At 45.2% G+C, this 14,412-nt stretch carries 13 protein-coding genes and 1 tRNA gene; 8 read left to right on the forward strand and 6 right to left on the reverse strand.

The genetic code is table 11. The annotated features are described in order from the left end of the window. Window positions 1-332 precede the first annotated feature (332 nt). From J7545_RS14275 to J7545_RS14285, 3 genes are all read left to right on the forward strand, one after another. Window positions 333-1,241, forward strand: a complete 909-nt coding sequence (locus J7545_RS14275) for a TIGR01777 family oxidoreductase (protein ID WP_318719734.1) — start codon at window positions 333-335, stop codon at window positions 1,239-1,241. A 131-nt stretch (window positions 1,242-1,372) separates the two neighbouring features. Continuing rightward, on the forward strand, window positions 1,373-4,603 hold the full coding sequence (locus tag J7545_RS14280) for an ATP-binding protein (RefSeq protein WP_318719735.1): 3,231 nt from the start codon (window positions 1,373-1,375) through the stop codon (window positions 4,601-4,603). A gap of 58 nt (window positions 4,604-4,661) precedes the next feature. Then, window positions 4,662-5,015 carry a hypothetical protein gene (locus tag J7545_RS14285; RefSeq protein WP_318719736.1) on the forward strand — a complete coding sequence of 118 codons (354 nt, stop codon included), beginning with the start codon at window positions 4,662-4,664 and terminating at the stop codon, window positions 5,013-5,015. Between the two features lie 343 nt (window positions 5,016-5,358). Here the strand turns inward: J7545_RS14285 and J7545_RS14290 are convergent, their stop codons facing one another. Further along, window positions 5,359-5,700, reverse strand: coding sequence for a hypothetical protein (locus tag J7545_RS14290; protein WP_318699711.1), 342 nt, complete (start codon window positions 5,698-5,700; stop codon window positions 5,359-5,361). A gap of 151 nt (window positions 5,701-5,851) precedes the next feature. Between J7545_RS14290 and J7545_RS14295 the strand changes: the two genes are divergently transcribed. Continuing rightward, window positions 5,852-5,939, forward strand: a tRNA-Ser gene (locus tag J7545_RS14295). Window positions 5,940-6,138: 199 nt separating this feature from the next. Here J7545_RS14295 and J7545_RS14300 read toward each other — a convergent pair. The 4 genes from J7545_RS14300 to J7545_RS14315 all read right to left on the reverse strand — a co-directional run bounded on the left by J7545_RS14300 (window position 6,139) and on the right by J7545_RS14315 (window position 8,174). Further along, window positions 6,139-6,474, reverse strand: coding sequence for a XisI protein (locus J7545_RS14300; RefSeq protein ID WP_318699710.1), 336 nt, complete (start codon window positions 6,472-6,474; stop codon window positions 6,139-6,141). A 10-nt stretch (window positions 6,475-6,484) separates the two neighbouring features. After that, complete coding sequence (locus J7545_RS14305; protein ID WP_318699709.1) at window positions 6,485-6,880, reverse strand: element excision factor XisH family protein; 396 nt, start codon at window positions 6,878-6,880, stop codon at window positions 6,485-6,487. Between the two features lie 50 nt (window positions 6,881-6,930). Continuing rightward, entirely contained in the window at window positions 6,931-7,872 is a 942-nt protein-coding gene (locus tag J7545_RS14310; RefSeq protein WP_318699708.1) for an isoaspartyl peptidase/L-asparaginase, read from the reverse strand. A 146-nt stretch (window positions 7,873-8,018) separates the two neighbouring features. Continuing rightward, window positions 8,019-8,174 (reverse strand): DUF2256 domain-containing protein, encoded by a 156-nt coding sequence (locus tag J7545_RS14315; RefSeq protein WP_271937241.1) that lies wholly within the window; start codon window positions 8,172-8,174, stop codon window positions 8,019-8,021. Window positions 8,175-8,238: 64 nt separating this feature from the next. On the opposite strand from J7545_RS14315, the gene J7545_RS14320 reads away from it, so the two are divergent. Together J7545_RS14320 and J7545_RS14325 are read left to right on the forward strand one after the other, a co-directional pair. Then, complete coding sequence (locus tag J7545_RS14320) at window positions 8,239-8,991, forward strand: RNA methyltransferase (RefSeq protein WP_318699707.1); 753 nt, start codon at window positions 8,239-8,241, stop codon at window positions 8,989-8,991. 144 nt (window positions 8,992-9,135) lie between these two features. Continuing rightward, window positions 9,136-10,794 (forward strand): serine hydrolase, encoded by a 1,659-nt coding sequence (locus tag J7545_RS14325; RefSeq protein ID WP_318699706.1) that lies wholly within the window; start codon window positions 9,136-9,138, stop codon window positions 10,792-10,794. A 98-nt stretch (window positions 10,795-10,892) separates the two neighbouring features. On the opposite strand, the gene msrB is transcribed toward J7545_RS14325, so the two are convergent. Beyond that, complete coding sequence (msrB, locus tag J7545_RS14330) at window positions 10,893-11,303, reverse strand: peptide-methionine (R)-S-oxide reductase MsrB (RefSeq protein WP_318699705.1); 411 nt, start codon at window positions 11,301-11,303, stop codon at window positions 10,893-10,895. Between the two features lie 366 nt (window positions 11,304-11,669). On the opposite strand from msrB, the gene J7545_RS14335 reads away from it, so the two are divergent. After that, the gene (locus tag J7545_RS14335; RefSeq protein ID WP_318699704.1) at window positions 11,670-12,020 is read left to right on the forward strand and encodes a hypothetical protein; all 351 of its coding nucleotides are present in this window, start codon (window positions 11,670-11,672) and stop codon (window positions 12,018-12,020) included. 62 nt (window positions 12,021-12,082) lie between these two features. Beyond that, on the forward strand, window positions 12,083-14,113 hold the full coding sequence (locus J7545_RS14340) for an ATP-binding protein (RefSeq protein WP_318699703.1): 2,031 nt from the start codon (window positions 12,083-12,085) through the stop codon (window positions 14,111-14,113). Window positions 14,114-14,412 lie beyond the last annotated feature (299 nt).

A 14,412-nucleotide genomic window follows, 5' to 3' on the forward strand; every position in this document is an offset into this window, starting at 1 on the left:
ATTTCAATACTTTTTTTCTTCAGCCTAAATCCCTTATCTTAATTCCTATCTTGATTCGGCAGAGTGACAAAAGAGGGGTATCCCTCTTCTGTCACTCTTGGAAATTCTAACGAATTTCCGTCATTACAGCCTGCGATCGCCAACGAAAGAATGAGGGTTTGAGGCCTCTTTTTGGGAAAGTGACAGAAGAGGGGTATCCCTAAATCGATCGCCTGAAAATCACGTAATTTTAGGGGTGTTTATTCTGCCTATGCCTTCAAGAATTGCGCGGATTGAACTACAATAACTAAACTGGAACATCATCAAATGTTATTAAGTGTACATTCAATCCCATGAAAATAGCAGTTACAGGGGCAACCGGATTTGTTGGTCGAGCCTTAGTGCAACAGTTAATTGCCGAAAAAGAGCAAGTTTTAGTTTTGACTCGTAATCCGGATAAGGCAAAACGCATATGGCCCTCTGGAGTTGAAATCGTCGGTTATTCTGTGACTACAGGGGGAGAATGGCAGCGTCAAATCTCTGGATGTAATGGAGTTGTTAATTTAGCCGGCGCACCTATTGCTGAAGAACGATGGACAGCAGAACGTAAGCAAATCTTGCGCGATAGTCGGATTCTGGGGACTGAAAAAATTGTCGAAGCGATCGCTGCGGCGGACCCGAAACCTCAAGTATTGGTGAATACTTCAGCAATCGGATATTACGGAACCAGTGAAACCGCCGAGTTTGATGAAACTTCCCCTGCTGGAGATGATTTTCTAGCACAATTGTGTGTGGAATGGGAACAGAGTGCCCAAGCCGTAAGCCATTGTGGGGTAAGGTCTGTCATCTTACGATTTGGGATTGTGATGGGAGATGGGGGGGCGATCGCCAAAATGATTCCCCCCTTTAAAATGTTTGCGGGGGGGCCCATTGGTAGCGGCCAACAATGGTTCTCGTGGATACATATTAACGATCTGGTCAATTTAATCCTGTTTGCCCTGCGTCAACCGCAAATGCAAGGTACATTTAACGCTACTGCTCCCAACCCAGTCCGTATGAACGATCTGGCCTCAATCATGGGCAATATCCTGAATCGACCCAGTTGGTTACCTGTACCCAGTTTTGTCTTAGATGCTCTCTTGGGAGATGGGGCACAAGTAGTACTGGAAGGACAAAAAGTATTACCGAAAAAAACCTTGGATTCTGGGTTTAAATTTCAACATCCAAATCCGAAAGAAGCTTTAAAAAAAGTTCTCCAATAGCTCTAGGACGAAATGATAAGATAATTACATCGATTGCAGATAGGAAGCTAGGTTATCTGTCTGTATATTGGTCGATATAGATTAACCAGCTTGCTCATCTGCATTGATAGCCAACTATCTAACCTTAGTTTATGATGTCCTCATATAATCGCTGGTCTCAATTGCTGCAACGGTTGCCTTTACGAGCGGTGTTAATTTTGCCGTTTGTTCTGCAATTGGTAGTTACCGTTGGATTAGTGGGTTATTTATCCTATCAGAGTGCCCAAAAGAGTATCGATCATCTGGCTGAAGAATTAATGGAAGATCGAGCCTCCAAAGTTAAGCTCTATCTCTTAAGTGAACTCTCGACCTTATTCCAAATTAACCGAATCAATAGAGATGCTCTCAAGCACAATCAACTCGATCTCGATAACCTAGAAGAGATTGTGCAACACTTCTTGGTGCAATTAAACCAATTTCCCTCAGTCACAACCCTAATGTTAGGGTTACCCGAAGGACAGTTTCGTGTGGTTCACCGTAGTACGATTCAACCGGGAAGGGTAGAATTGGGGTATTCTAACCCAGAGAAACTGAATGAATTTATTGTCGATTTTATTAGTGAAGAAGGCGATCTCCAAGAAAACCTAGAAGTATTGTATCCTTTCCCCGTACAGGAGCGACCGTGGTACAAAGCAGCAGAGAGCGATCGCGCCCCCGGTTGGACAGAACCCTTTCAGATCGGAAAAGATCCCGTACTTGCCATTAATGCTTATGCCCCCTTCTACAGCGAAAACCAAGAACTCAGGGGTGTATTTTCCGTTAACTTAAGTTTAAAAGGCCTGCAACAATTTCTTCAATCTCTACCCATCTGTGAGGGTTGTCGGATGATCATCCTCGATCGCCAAGGGAAGCTGATCGCCAGTTCCACCGCCGATCCCCCCTTTCAAGTCACCGTAGATACGACCGAATCAACACCAACGCAAATCTTTAAGCGCGTGGCTCCCAGCCAGAGTAGCGATCCAATTGTAGCGGCTGTGGGAGCGAATTTAGAACACCATAGTCCGATTCAGCCGGGACAGTCTATCTATCATCACTTAACCCTCACCCCATCCGGAGAAAGTCCGCAAAAGTATATCGTTTACCTCGCAGAACTGACGATTTCAGAACAACAGAAAAATATTCAAGGTAATCTATTTAGTCTCGAACTACCCAAGGATTGGCAGTTCGGGATGATTGTGCCTGAAACTGAATTTATGGGCCAAATTCAAGCGAATATCAACCGAACCATTGCCCTCTGTATCTTAGCTCTCGTTTTATCCATTGGTTTCGGTTTAGTCACCGCCCATTGGATTATCTATCCTCTGGTTCGCTTACACAACAGTAGCCAACAAATTGCCTCCGGAAATCTAGAGACTCCTGTGATGATAACGGGTATTGGTGTGGTTCATCGCTTGACTGATAGCTTTAGTCAGATGCAGCAGCAACTGAAAACGTCCTTCCGTACTATTGCTGAAAAAGAACATGAACTCACCCTGATTATTAACAGCTTACCTTTGGGTGTGGTAGTATTTAATCCCCAAGGAAAACTGATTTTAATTAACCCCAAAGGCCAAGAGATTTTACGAGGAAAGACTCCAGAGGCTTCCCTCGATCAGATCAACCAAGCCTACCAAGTTTATCAAGTAGGAACCTCCATGCTCTATCCTTTAGAGCAACTGCCTCTAGTGCTTGCCATTCAGGGAGAACAAGCCCACGCCGACGACTTAGAACTGAGAATCGATGGGGAGAGAATTCCCCTAGAAGTCCACGCTGCTCCCATTCACAACCTAGAGGGAGAGGTGATCTATGCCATTAATCTCTTTCAAGATATCAGCGATCGCAAACAAGCCGAAGACCTGTTGAAACATTATAACCAAATCCTAGAACAACAAGTGAGCGATCGTACCAGAGAACTCCATCACACCAATAAAGAACTCGAAAAAGCCAAACAAGCCGCCGAAAAAGCAAACCAAGCCAAAAGTGAATTCATCGCCAATATGAGTCACGAATTGCGTACTCCCCTCAACGCCATTCTCGGTTATCCTGCCCTCTTACAAAATAGCCCCCACCTCAGCAAAGAAGACCGCCACTATCTGCACCTGATTAACCAAAGTGGAACCTATTTACTCAGTCTGATTAATCAAATTCTTGATTTCTCCAAAATTGAAGCTGGACGTTCAACCTTAGACATGAGTTCTGTCAATCTTCATCACCTCATTGAAGAAATTCGTATTCTGTTTGACTTGAAAGCCACAGCCAAAGACTTACACTTCTCTATTAATCTAGCCCTCGATGTTCCTGTAGTGATTCAAACGGATGGGATAAAATTAAAGCAAATTTTAGTGAATCTGCTCAATAATGCCATCAAATTCACTTCTGTGGGGTTAGTGAGTTTGACCGTAAACAAAATCTCTACTCAACAAATTCAATTCACCGTTACTGATACAGGCGTGGGAATTGCCCCTGAGGAACTCGAACACCTGTTTCAACCCTTTGTGCAAACAGAAAGTGGTCGTCATAGTCAAGAAGGAACAGGTTTAGGGTTAGCCCTCAGTCAAAAATTTGTACAGATGCTTGGCTCAACGTTAACAGTTGAAAGCGATCTCGGTAAAGGCGCTCAGTTTCAGTTTGAACTCAATCTTCAGGACGTAGTCGATCTGCCAACGCCTGATTCCCTCTCCTCAACGCAGGTTATACAGTTAGCTGCCGATCAGTCTAAATTCCGGATTTTAGTCGCTGACGATCGTCAAAGCAATCGACTTTTGTTAGTTTCTCTCCTAGAAGATTGGGGGTTTGAAGTACAGGAAGCTTTGGATGGAGAAGACGCAATAAACCAATGGAAAACTTGGCAACCTCATCTCATTTTTATGGATATTCGGATGCCCAATATGAGTGGAGAACAAGCCACCAAGGTTATTAAAGAGCAGGCACAAGATAATCCTCCTCTGATCGTTGCCATCACCGCTAGTGCCTTCGATCATCAGAGAGAAGCGGTGCGGGTTGCTGGCTGCGATCATATCATTGCTAAACCGTTTCTGCCTGTTGAGATTAGCAAAATTTTAGAACAGTATTTGGGCGTTCAATTCATTTATCAGGAACAACAAGAATTCATCCCATCTTGTCCAGATATTTTGACTAAGCAAGACCTAGCAACCCTTTCTATCCAATGGCTGGAAAAGTTAGAATATGCAGTGATGATGGGAATGCCTGATGAGATGGATGAAGCGATCGATAAATTAGGAACTGAACAGCAGAAAATCGCTAACTATTTGCAAGAGTTAGTGGATAACTTTGATTTTCAAAAGATCCTGGATTGGGTTGAAGAAGCTAAAAGTTATTGCTAAAATAGTGGATAATTAAGCCCTTTCGTTTCTTTTGTGATAAAATAATGGGTTTACCTCAATGAAATTACCGTTCTCCAATTGGAAGAAACTCCTCAAATATTTGCCTTTACGAACCGTTCTAATTGTCCCTTTTGTCCTACAACTGGTTACGGTGTTTTACGATCAAAACCAAAAACTCCAGGGGATCTTTTCAGTCAATTTAGACTTAAAACATATCCAAACCTTTCTCCAATCCCGTACTCTCTGTGAAGGCTGTCGAATTACGATCGTCGATCGCCAAGGACAAATAATTACCAGTTCAACTGAAGATCCGCCCTTCACCTTTAGCCCTCATCTCGATAGTTTGTGGTCTTCCACTCGTTTTAGCATTGGGAATGAGAGGACGAATAATTTCCCACTGTTGCTCAGTTAAGTTACTAGGATATCTTAATTTCATTTTATATGGAACAAGAGAAAACACGGCACTACCACTTTACCGATCGCTCTTCTCTTCGGGTTTTTCCTTTATTCTCTCTTTATAAATAGGCTCTAAGAAAAGCGTCTCATTCCCTTCGTAAAATAGGCTAAACAAAAAGTAGTGAGTCCAGCCATCCCCACAACGTTGAATGGTCGATTCAATAATAAAAGGATCGTGGCTAATAGTAGAATGCTACTGAATATATATCGACGTTTGAAGGACATGGTTAAACTCACTGGTTATGGACGATTCAAGGAAAGGGTAAAATTCAGTTTTCCCGATTGCCTTTTGCCTAGTGCTAACCGAGTAAAGCATCAAATTCAGCTTTTAAAGCTTTTACATCCGCTAGTCTAGCCACTAGTAGGTTATCATTGCCCGCCCGATCTAAACGCTCTTTCCAATGCTGAATCCCTTCGGCGTTGTTCATCCAGTAATGGATAACAGTATCGACAACTTCATCCAATTCCCAACCCCTAGAGGGAGGCACGGGTTCGACAGATTGCAGAAATGCGTCTAGGGTACATTCATAAGTTGCAACATACTCAGCACCTTTGCGAGGATCGTCTATGGCTCTCTCTTGTTGATGATTGAAGAAATGTAAGATGGGTGAAACCCCCAAAATGTTAAAGGTATAATTCACCGGCTCTCCTCCTGAATCTTAGGGTGCGATCGCGCTTCAATAGCGGATAGACTTGACTATAATCGGCGATCGCCTGCTTTTAAGTAACTGATTGTACGAATTTTGGATCGATCTTGCCACTTTATGTTAAGATCCATAAAATATAACCCTTGGAGAGGTGGCAGAGTGGTTGAATGCGGCACACTCGAAATGTGTTAACAGTTAATAGCTGTTCGGGGGTTCGAATCCCTTCCTCTCCGTCTTCTTTCTCATAACTATTGCTGATCCCGTAGAGCTAGGCGCTATGACTGATTCGTTGCTTTATGAGCTGAATCCTTCCCATTTCGTCAAAATTGACACACAATTCAAGCACAACTCAACGCTCCAACGAGTCTGTTGTTTGTTCTCCCTATCTCCCCATAACATGCTTTGCGCTGTAAAACGCACCCCACATCAGAACTAACTCACAGCAAATCCATTATAGGGACGCATAGACGGTGCATGATCAGCCAAAACAATGCAATCTTTTGGGATTCCCCGTTCTGTCAGTTCATTGGCAACGCCTACTTCCGTGCCATCATACTCAATCCAAATTTTGCCATCTTTAATATCAATATGAATCAAAGCACCATAAACGCGCCGTTTGTTCATCCATCCTGTCCGAATGACTTGATAGAGATCGCGCTCTACATCAAACACAACGCCACTTTCCACCTCCCCAAAGATCGGTTTAATTTGACTATGGTAAAGTAAAATCTCTTGAACAATTTGACGATAGGTTTCTATTTTATCCATTACAGAATCCCTATTTTTTCAACATCGTAAATGAGTAAATGAGTAAATGTAGTTGATATTCCTGGACTCCTTCCTCAATAAATCTGAGACGAAAAAAATTATCATAGATTTGATGGGGGACTGCCAAATATAGGGTACGTGAGGGGTTTTGTACTCTCAGAGCGCGTCGATAATTGAGATGTTGGACGGCTGTGTGAAATTCAGAAATTGCAGAGGGGTTAATGAAACTCTTCACCTCTACAGCAATTTTCTCGCTCTCTCGTTCAGCCGCCAAGAGGAGTTTAGCACCCAAGTCAATTTGCATTTTTACCTCTCCATAATCCAGAGGAAATGGATCGTGGGTAATCAGCCACCCTTGAGCAACTAAGGCATCTTTGACCACAGAGTGAAAAACATCTCTAGCCATAGCAATTTTGCCTTATTCTTGGAGCTTCCTCTATTTTAGAGTGGTTTGCCCTAAATGGAGCCGCTGACTTCATCCAATGAAGTCCATTCCAGGGTATCCCCCAATTGTTCGCCCGTGTGGTAGGCAGCCAGAAGAATTTCTGATGTTTTTCCCCAGGCAATTTGACCGGTTTTATCAATGCCGATCGCACCTAAATCCCGTTGATTGGCTTTAGATTCGGTCATAGTTTTTTCAAAAGCAGCCGCTAAGGACAGTCCATCAGTGACGCGCACTACAATGCGAGCGGCAATACATTCATTGATGATATCTTCGCCAATACCTGTACAGCTAATTCCAGCATCAGAGGTAGCATAATTTCCGGCAGGCATGGCGGAATCACTAACACGCCCAATATATTCAAATCCTTTCCCACCTGTGGAGGTTCCAGCGGCAATTTTCCCTTGGTTATCGAGGGCAACCACACCAATTGTTCCGGTTCCTGGAGCAGGACTAGCTAGTACATTCGCCATACTACGGCTAAAGTTATCTTGACGGTCTTGTAACCATTCATTTAAGCGCAAATCCGTTAAGGGATTATGAATGGGGAGTTGTAATTCTCGCACCAATTCCATGGCTCCAACATCGGAGAGAATGCGATCGCTTTTGTCTTGCAGAACTTTAGCTAAATCAACGGGATTTTTGACCCGCGAAACGTTGATTACACCGCTAAAGGTTTGCGTTTCTCCCTCCATCAGGGAGGCACTCATGCGAATTTGACCATCTGATTGCAAGACAGAACCCGTTCCAGCATTGTAACGGGGATCGTCTTCGAGCAGACGACAACCTTGAATCACGGCTTCTAAGGCAGGCGTGCCTGCTTCTAAAGTGGCATAAATTTGTTTGAGAATTTCATAAAGGGATTGACGGACGGCTTCAATGCCTCCTTTTCCGTGTAGGGAACTGCCTGCACCTCCATGAACGATCAGTTTGGGTTGGTGAGTGGAATGAGTCATAAGTCAATGAGGATAGTATAGGGAGATAGAGGGATGGGGAGATGGGGAAATAGGGGAAATAGGGGGAATAACATCAGAGTTCTTCAATTTTGTCCGTCCCCGCTTTTGTGTGTCTCCGCGTCTGGAGCATTTCCCCATTCCCCACTCTACCGCTTAACACTCTGGCGATCGCGGCGACAGCGTTCGGAACAGTATTTGACCTCATCCCAACATTTAGCCCATTTCTTGCGCCAAGTAAAGGGGCGATGACAAACTGGGCAGATTTTGGTTGGCAGATCGGATTTTAATCGTTGGCGAGCCATGGTAAGTTGACAGTAAAGTTTTTTTTATTCATTGTAGGGATAACTTAGCCTTGTGTATTAACGGATGAACGATCGCCCCAATCTATCAGCGATTAAAATTGTTTTAGTCGAGCCATCTGGCCCCTTAAATGTGGGATCGATCGCCCGTATCATGAAAAATATGGGCTTAAGTCAATTGGTGTTAGTTAATCCTCAATGCGATCTTCAGAGTCCAGAAGCCAAACAAATGGCAGTTCATGCTCAGGAAATCTTGAGTTCTGCCCAGGTGGTGGATTCTCTACCGGAAGCCTTGCAGAAGTGTCAAAAAGTGGCAGCGACGATGGGACGCACCATAAGTTTACCAACAGCACTGGAAACCCCCAATACCTTAGTTCCTTGGCTTCTCAGTGGTGAAAGCGCCCTCATATTTGGCCGAGAAGACCGGGGGTTAACGAATGAAGAGCTGAATTTAGCACAACGTTTTGTGCAAATTCCCTCTCATCCCGTCTATCCTTCTCTGAATTTAGCTCAATCAGTCGCCATTTGCTGCTATGAACTGTATCGGTGTACCCTGGAAACGCAGACAGAAGAGGTTAATTCTAGCGCGTCCGATCTTGCCTCACGGCAGGTTCTAGAAGCCTATTACGATCACTTAGAATCTCTGTTATTGGAGATTGGTTATTTGTATCCCCATACCGCTAATCGACGGATGGAAAAACTGAAACGGTTTTATAATCGTGCTTATCCGACAGAAGCAGACGTGGCGATGCTCCGGGGAATACTCTCTCAGGTACAATGGGCGATCTCCAACGCTTCCCCATCTAAGGGTTCATCGTAGAATAATCAAAGCACAGAAATCTTGCGATCGGAGGCGAAACTAACCCACTCGATTCGAGGTCTGAGTCAGTAAAGTCTGCAACAATCTAATGGATACTTTGGTGGGTTCATTTACAGTTATGATCCGTGTGATAAGGAGTCGTTGATGGCGAAATCAGGAGCAAGAAAGGGAGTGGACCGCACTCAACGTCTCGGATCGGGTCAAGGGAAAACTCATTTACCAAAACAGGGATCGAGTCGGTATCAAGGAAGAATGTCTTTGCCAAAGCAAGGAAAACCGACGTTGAAACGGAGGCGGCGATCGCCACTGCAACAGGTACTGTTATCGGTATTAGATAAAATTTTACCCGGAGGCAAGCGTGATTCTACTCCCCCAGTGAAGCGTTCGAGGGAAACAGGGCGATCGCCACAATCCCATGCTGCACAACCGATTCCTCCCTTGAAAGTTGAGAGCGATCCCTTAGTATCCCCTGTGCGTTGGGGTTCCCAGAAACCGCAACGGAAATCGCCCCTGAGAAAGGCAGAAGCCCCTTCAGCCCAGATCCCCAAGGCTCTTTCTCGTCAGCGTTCGTCCGATCCCAAAAGTTTGAGTGGGATCAAGGCAGAGCAAGGTAAGAAAGATAAGGTGAGATCGCACCGCAACCGTCGGAATCGCACCTTCAACCGCCCAAAACCCACTCCAGTCTCGCCTTTGATGTATGCAACGCGATTTTTAATTTTGGGGGTGGGGATCTGTGCGATCGCGGGAACTCTGCTCTCAGCCTCCGATCCCGAAAGTATGACGTTTTGGGGACTGAAGTTAGCCTCTACCGATACCCTCTTGAATCATGCCGGAGAAAACACGGATGCCGATGTGAGTGATACCACAGATGCCTTATTGCGGGAAAATCTTTCTCGCCAATATCTCTCACCAACGAATCCCCAAACACTCCATTTAGAAATGGAGTTGACAGCGCTCAAAAATCAGATTCAAGCCTTAGCCAGTCAAAGCCCTGAGTTTAAACCTGGAGTATTTGTTTTAGATTTAGATACGGCCGGTTATGTTGATATGCAGGGGACGATGGCTTTTTCGTCTGCAAGTACCATTAAACTCCCCATTTTATTAGCCTTCTTTCAAGCTGTAGATGCCGGTACCATTCGACTCGATGAAACCTTAACCCTCAAAGAAGCCCATCGTGCTGGAGGATCGGGGAGTTTGCAATACGATCCCGTGGGCAGTGAATATACAGCGCTAGAAGTGGCAACTTGGATGATGACTATTAGTGATAACACTGCTACCAATATCATTATTGAGCGCTTAGGAGGGATGGTACAGGTTAATCAGAGCTTTAGCCGTTGGGGACTTCAGCAAACAGTTCTGCGGGATTGGTTACCGGATTTAGACGGTAAAAATACCACATCACCCCGTGAGTTGGCCCAGGTGATGGCGATGATACATCAGGGAGATGTCGTATCTTTGAAATCCCGCGATCGCATGATTGATATTATGCGCCAAACCGAAACCAGCGTTCTCCTCGAACAAGGCTTAGGAGCAGGAGCCACAATCGCCCATAAAACCGGCGACATTGGTAAACTCTTAGGCGATGTTGGTCTCATCGATCTACCCAGCGGCAAACGGTACATTGCCGCCGTTTTAGTCGAACGCCCCCATAACGATTATGGTGCAGCCAATCTGATTGGTGACATTTCCCACCTAGCCTACGAACACATGCAAGCGCCCCCCGTAACTCCCAGCGTAACCCCTGGCACATTAGAAGAACTCCCCGTTGAGTTCCCCGAAGCCACTGCTCGGCGCTATCGTTAATCTTCCGGTGGTGCTATATTGCCTATTCCCTAGGGCGAAGCGCTATAGTTGGGAATTACACAATGTAGGGGCAAAAAATCTTTCGCCCCTCTAAATACCTAATCTTCTTTAGGAATAAAGTTCAAAGCTGCTGAATTCATACAATAGCGTAACCCAGTCGGTGCAGGGCCATCCGGGAAGACATGGCCAAGATGGGCATCACAAGCAGCACAGAGAACTTCAGTACGCTTCATGAACAAGCTCCAATCAGCTTTGGTGGCAATATGTTCTTCCTGACTAGGGGCCCAAAAACTAGGCCAACCCGTACCCGAATCATATTTAGTCTCTGAGGTAAACAATTCTGTCCCGCAACAGATGCATTGGTAGGTTCCCGGTTTTTTGTTATCATGGTAAGCACCGGTAAACGCCGGTTCTGTACCCTTTTTGCGGGTGACCTTAAATTGCTCAGGACTCAATTGGGCCATCCATTCGGCTTCAGATTTAGAGATTTTTTCCACTGGCTTCACCATACAGGATAATAGGGTTAAGATTCCATTTTGATCCTAATCACTTTTGCCCGATTCCACTAGGTGAGGATTACCCGATCGCACCCCATTCGCCAATTATGGAGCCGACTTTAAGGATAGAGCGATCGCCCAATTCATCGAAGAGTCTATGGCACACTTAAGCACACACTTAAGCACACACTTAAGCAATAGATAATCGGCAAGACCAGTTGGTCAACTGTCCTGAGAGCGATCGCCTCAACTCGTCTTTACAGAACCTTTTACCTCCGGTTGGCTTGAACCTGCGTTAAAAGTGGCACGGTCTGAACCCCATTGAATACGCAATTAGGCGAGAGTAGAGATATCAACTCAGACCGGAGCATCAGGGTTATGCAACGCCAACTTCTATCCATCACCACTCTATTGTTCAGTTTAACCACCTGCCTGCCTCTCAAGGCTCAAACCCTTCCCTCAGAACGCCAATTTTCTCCACAAACCATCCGCGCTCGACTGGAAACGATTGATACTACCCCCAAAACGGCTGAATACTATGAAGGCTTTAATGAAGGCTTCAATGAAGGATTTGAAGCCGGTTTAGCTGCCAGAAAAGCCAATCAACCGAACCAAAATAATTATCAAATGTTGATGAATTCTAATCCTCGCCCCCTGATCCAAGGGTGGGCAGAAGGCTATGTTAAAGGCTACGAAGAAGGCTATGAATATGGCGATCCCATACGCTAGGGAGTCAAGGAGTGAGAACACAGGAGACAGTTGACGGTTGAGAGTTGATCGTTAATAATTGAATGTCAACGCTCTCCCATCTTTCTCGTCCTCCCCATCTGCGCGTCCCCATTCTCCAATTTCCTATGACCTCTGTGTTACCTTCCAACTCAACCTGGTATCACCACAACCGACAGGTCTTAATGGAAGGACTCGAACGCATCCAAACGATTCTAGAATATTTTCAAGAACACCAACACTCCCTCTTACTAGAACCGGTAATGTGGCCAATAAATTCTAGTCTGGATTCTCTGCAAAATCACTTTGGCCTCTCTAATTTTGAGCTAGATATTTTGCTCTTATGTGTGGGATGCGAACTGAATTCTGCCATCGGTCAAATCTGTGCAGAAATTAGAGGAAATGCTACTCTTAATTCTCCTAGCTTAATGTTAGCTTTGGCTGCTTTACCCGACTCAAACTTAAATGTGGTCTCCCCCGATCGCCCCTTGCTCGGTTGGCAACTCATTACTCTAGACTCCCACGTTACTTTCACCCAAGCGTCGCTCAAACTCGACCCTCGTATTCTCTGCTATCTTCTGGGAGAACAACCCATCGATCCCGCTTTGCAAGGGATAGTTAGATCCGGGTTCAATTCTCAGAGAATGGTTTTAGCAGATTCCCATAACGCTATTGTTGAAGAAATCCTCAGTTCTTGGATCAATCACGACAGGAGATTAGACCTTCCTGTATGGCAACTGTATGGTTCAGATATCCAAACCCTTTATCAAATTGCTGGGGCGATCGCCGAACAAGCCAATTTTGACTTACAAGTGCTATCCGTCCAGAGTTTACCCTCAGAAATCAGAGAGCTGGATCGGTTACAACTCCTTTGGGAACGGGAGAGCTTGTTAGGAGAGCGTATTTTACTCATTGATGCCTATGATTTTTCTTCAGACAATCCAGCCCGCTATCAGGCGCTCAAGCATTGTATAGAATCAATTAAAACCCCCTTAATTATTGGCTCTCAAGACCGCTATTCCAGTCAACGACGCACCCTAATTACCTATCCCATCCCCCCCCTCACCTATGACGAACGCAAACACCTTTGGCAACAACATCTAGGGGATCTGGCTCCCCAATTAAATGGTCAATTAGAGCGCTTGGCCGGTCAATTTTATGTCAATGTGAATACCATTCAAGCGGCTACCCAACAGATTTTGCACAGCGCCCCCACGGAACCCGATCGCCTCAGTCAAGCCTTATGGAATATTTGTCGGTTGCAAGCACGACCTCGTTTAGAAGAAGTCGCGCAATATATTCACCCCAAAGCCTCTTGGGACGATCTAGTTTTACCGGAGGGTCTGCAATCGATGTTACAAGAAATGGCCGCCCATTTGCGCCAACGGGTGAAGGTACAGGAAGAATGGGGCTTTCGAGCTAAAAATAGTCGCGGTTTGGGCTTGAGCGCCTTATTTGCTGGGGGGAGTGGAACTGGGAAAACCATGGCGGCGGAGGTGTTGGGCTATGAGTTGGAATTGGATATCTTTCGCATTGATATCAGTGCAGTTACGAGTAAATATATTGGTGAAACCGAAAAGAATTTACAGCAAATTTTTGATGCAGCGGAAGTGGGCGGAACCATTTTACTCTTTGATGAGGCGGATGCATTATTTGGTAAACGTACCGAAGTTAAGGATAGCCGCGATCGCTACGCCAACATCGAAGTCAGTTATCTCCTGCAACGGATGGAAGCCTATCAAGGACTCGCCATCCTCACCACTAACCTCAAAGACTCCATCGATCAAGCCTTTTTACGCCGCATTCCCTTTGTTCTCAACTTCCCCTTTCCCAACAAAGAAGCACGAGCCGAAATCTGGCGGCGAGTCTTTCCCCAAAAAACGCCCACAGACGGCTTAAACTACGAACGCCTCGCCCAACTCAACGTCACCGGAGGCAACATTCGCAGCATTGCCCTCAATGCCGCAGTCCTCGCTGCCGATGCAGACGAACCTGTACGCATGGAACATATTTTCAGCGCTACCCAAACCGAATATATTAAATTAGGCGCATTGCTCACCAGTTCCGAAACCAGAGGTTGGTTTAAGTCCAGTTGAAGGCAATGCTAGAAAAGTCAAGAGGAATGCCATGAAAAACACCAATCTATATGACATCCTAGAGCAGATAAAAAAAAGACCTGGCATGTATTTCGGAAATCGTTCAATATTTTGCCTTCAGTCATTTATAGATGGATATTTCTATGTCAAACAAGAAATAAAGCTCAAGGGGTGACAAGGAGGCTCAATGGTAGAGAGAGTGGTGGGTTGAGGAGGCGATCGGTAAAAGAGTAAAGTGGTCGTGTAGAGACCACAAAAATATAAAAATGCTTCCTCAATTGTACCAGAAAATCCTCGAA

The organism is Roseofilum sp. SBFL (assembly GCF_017746885.1).
GTDB lineage: Bacteria > Cyanobacteriota > Cyanobacteriia > Cyanobacteriales > Desertifilaceae > Roseofilum.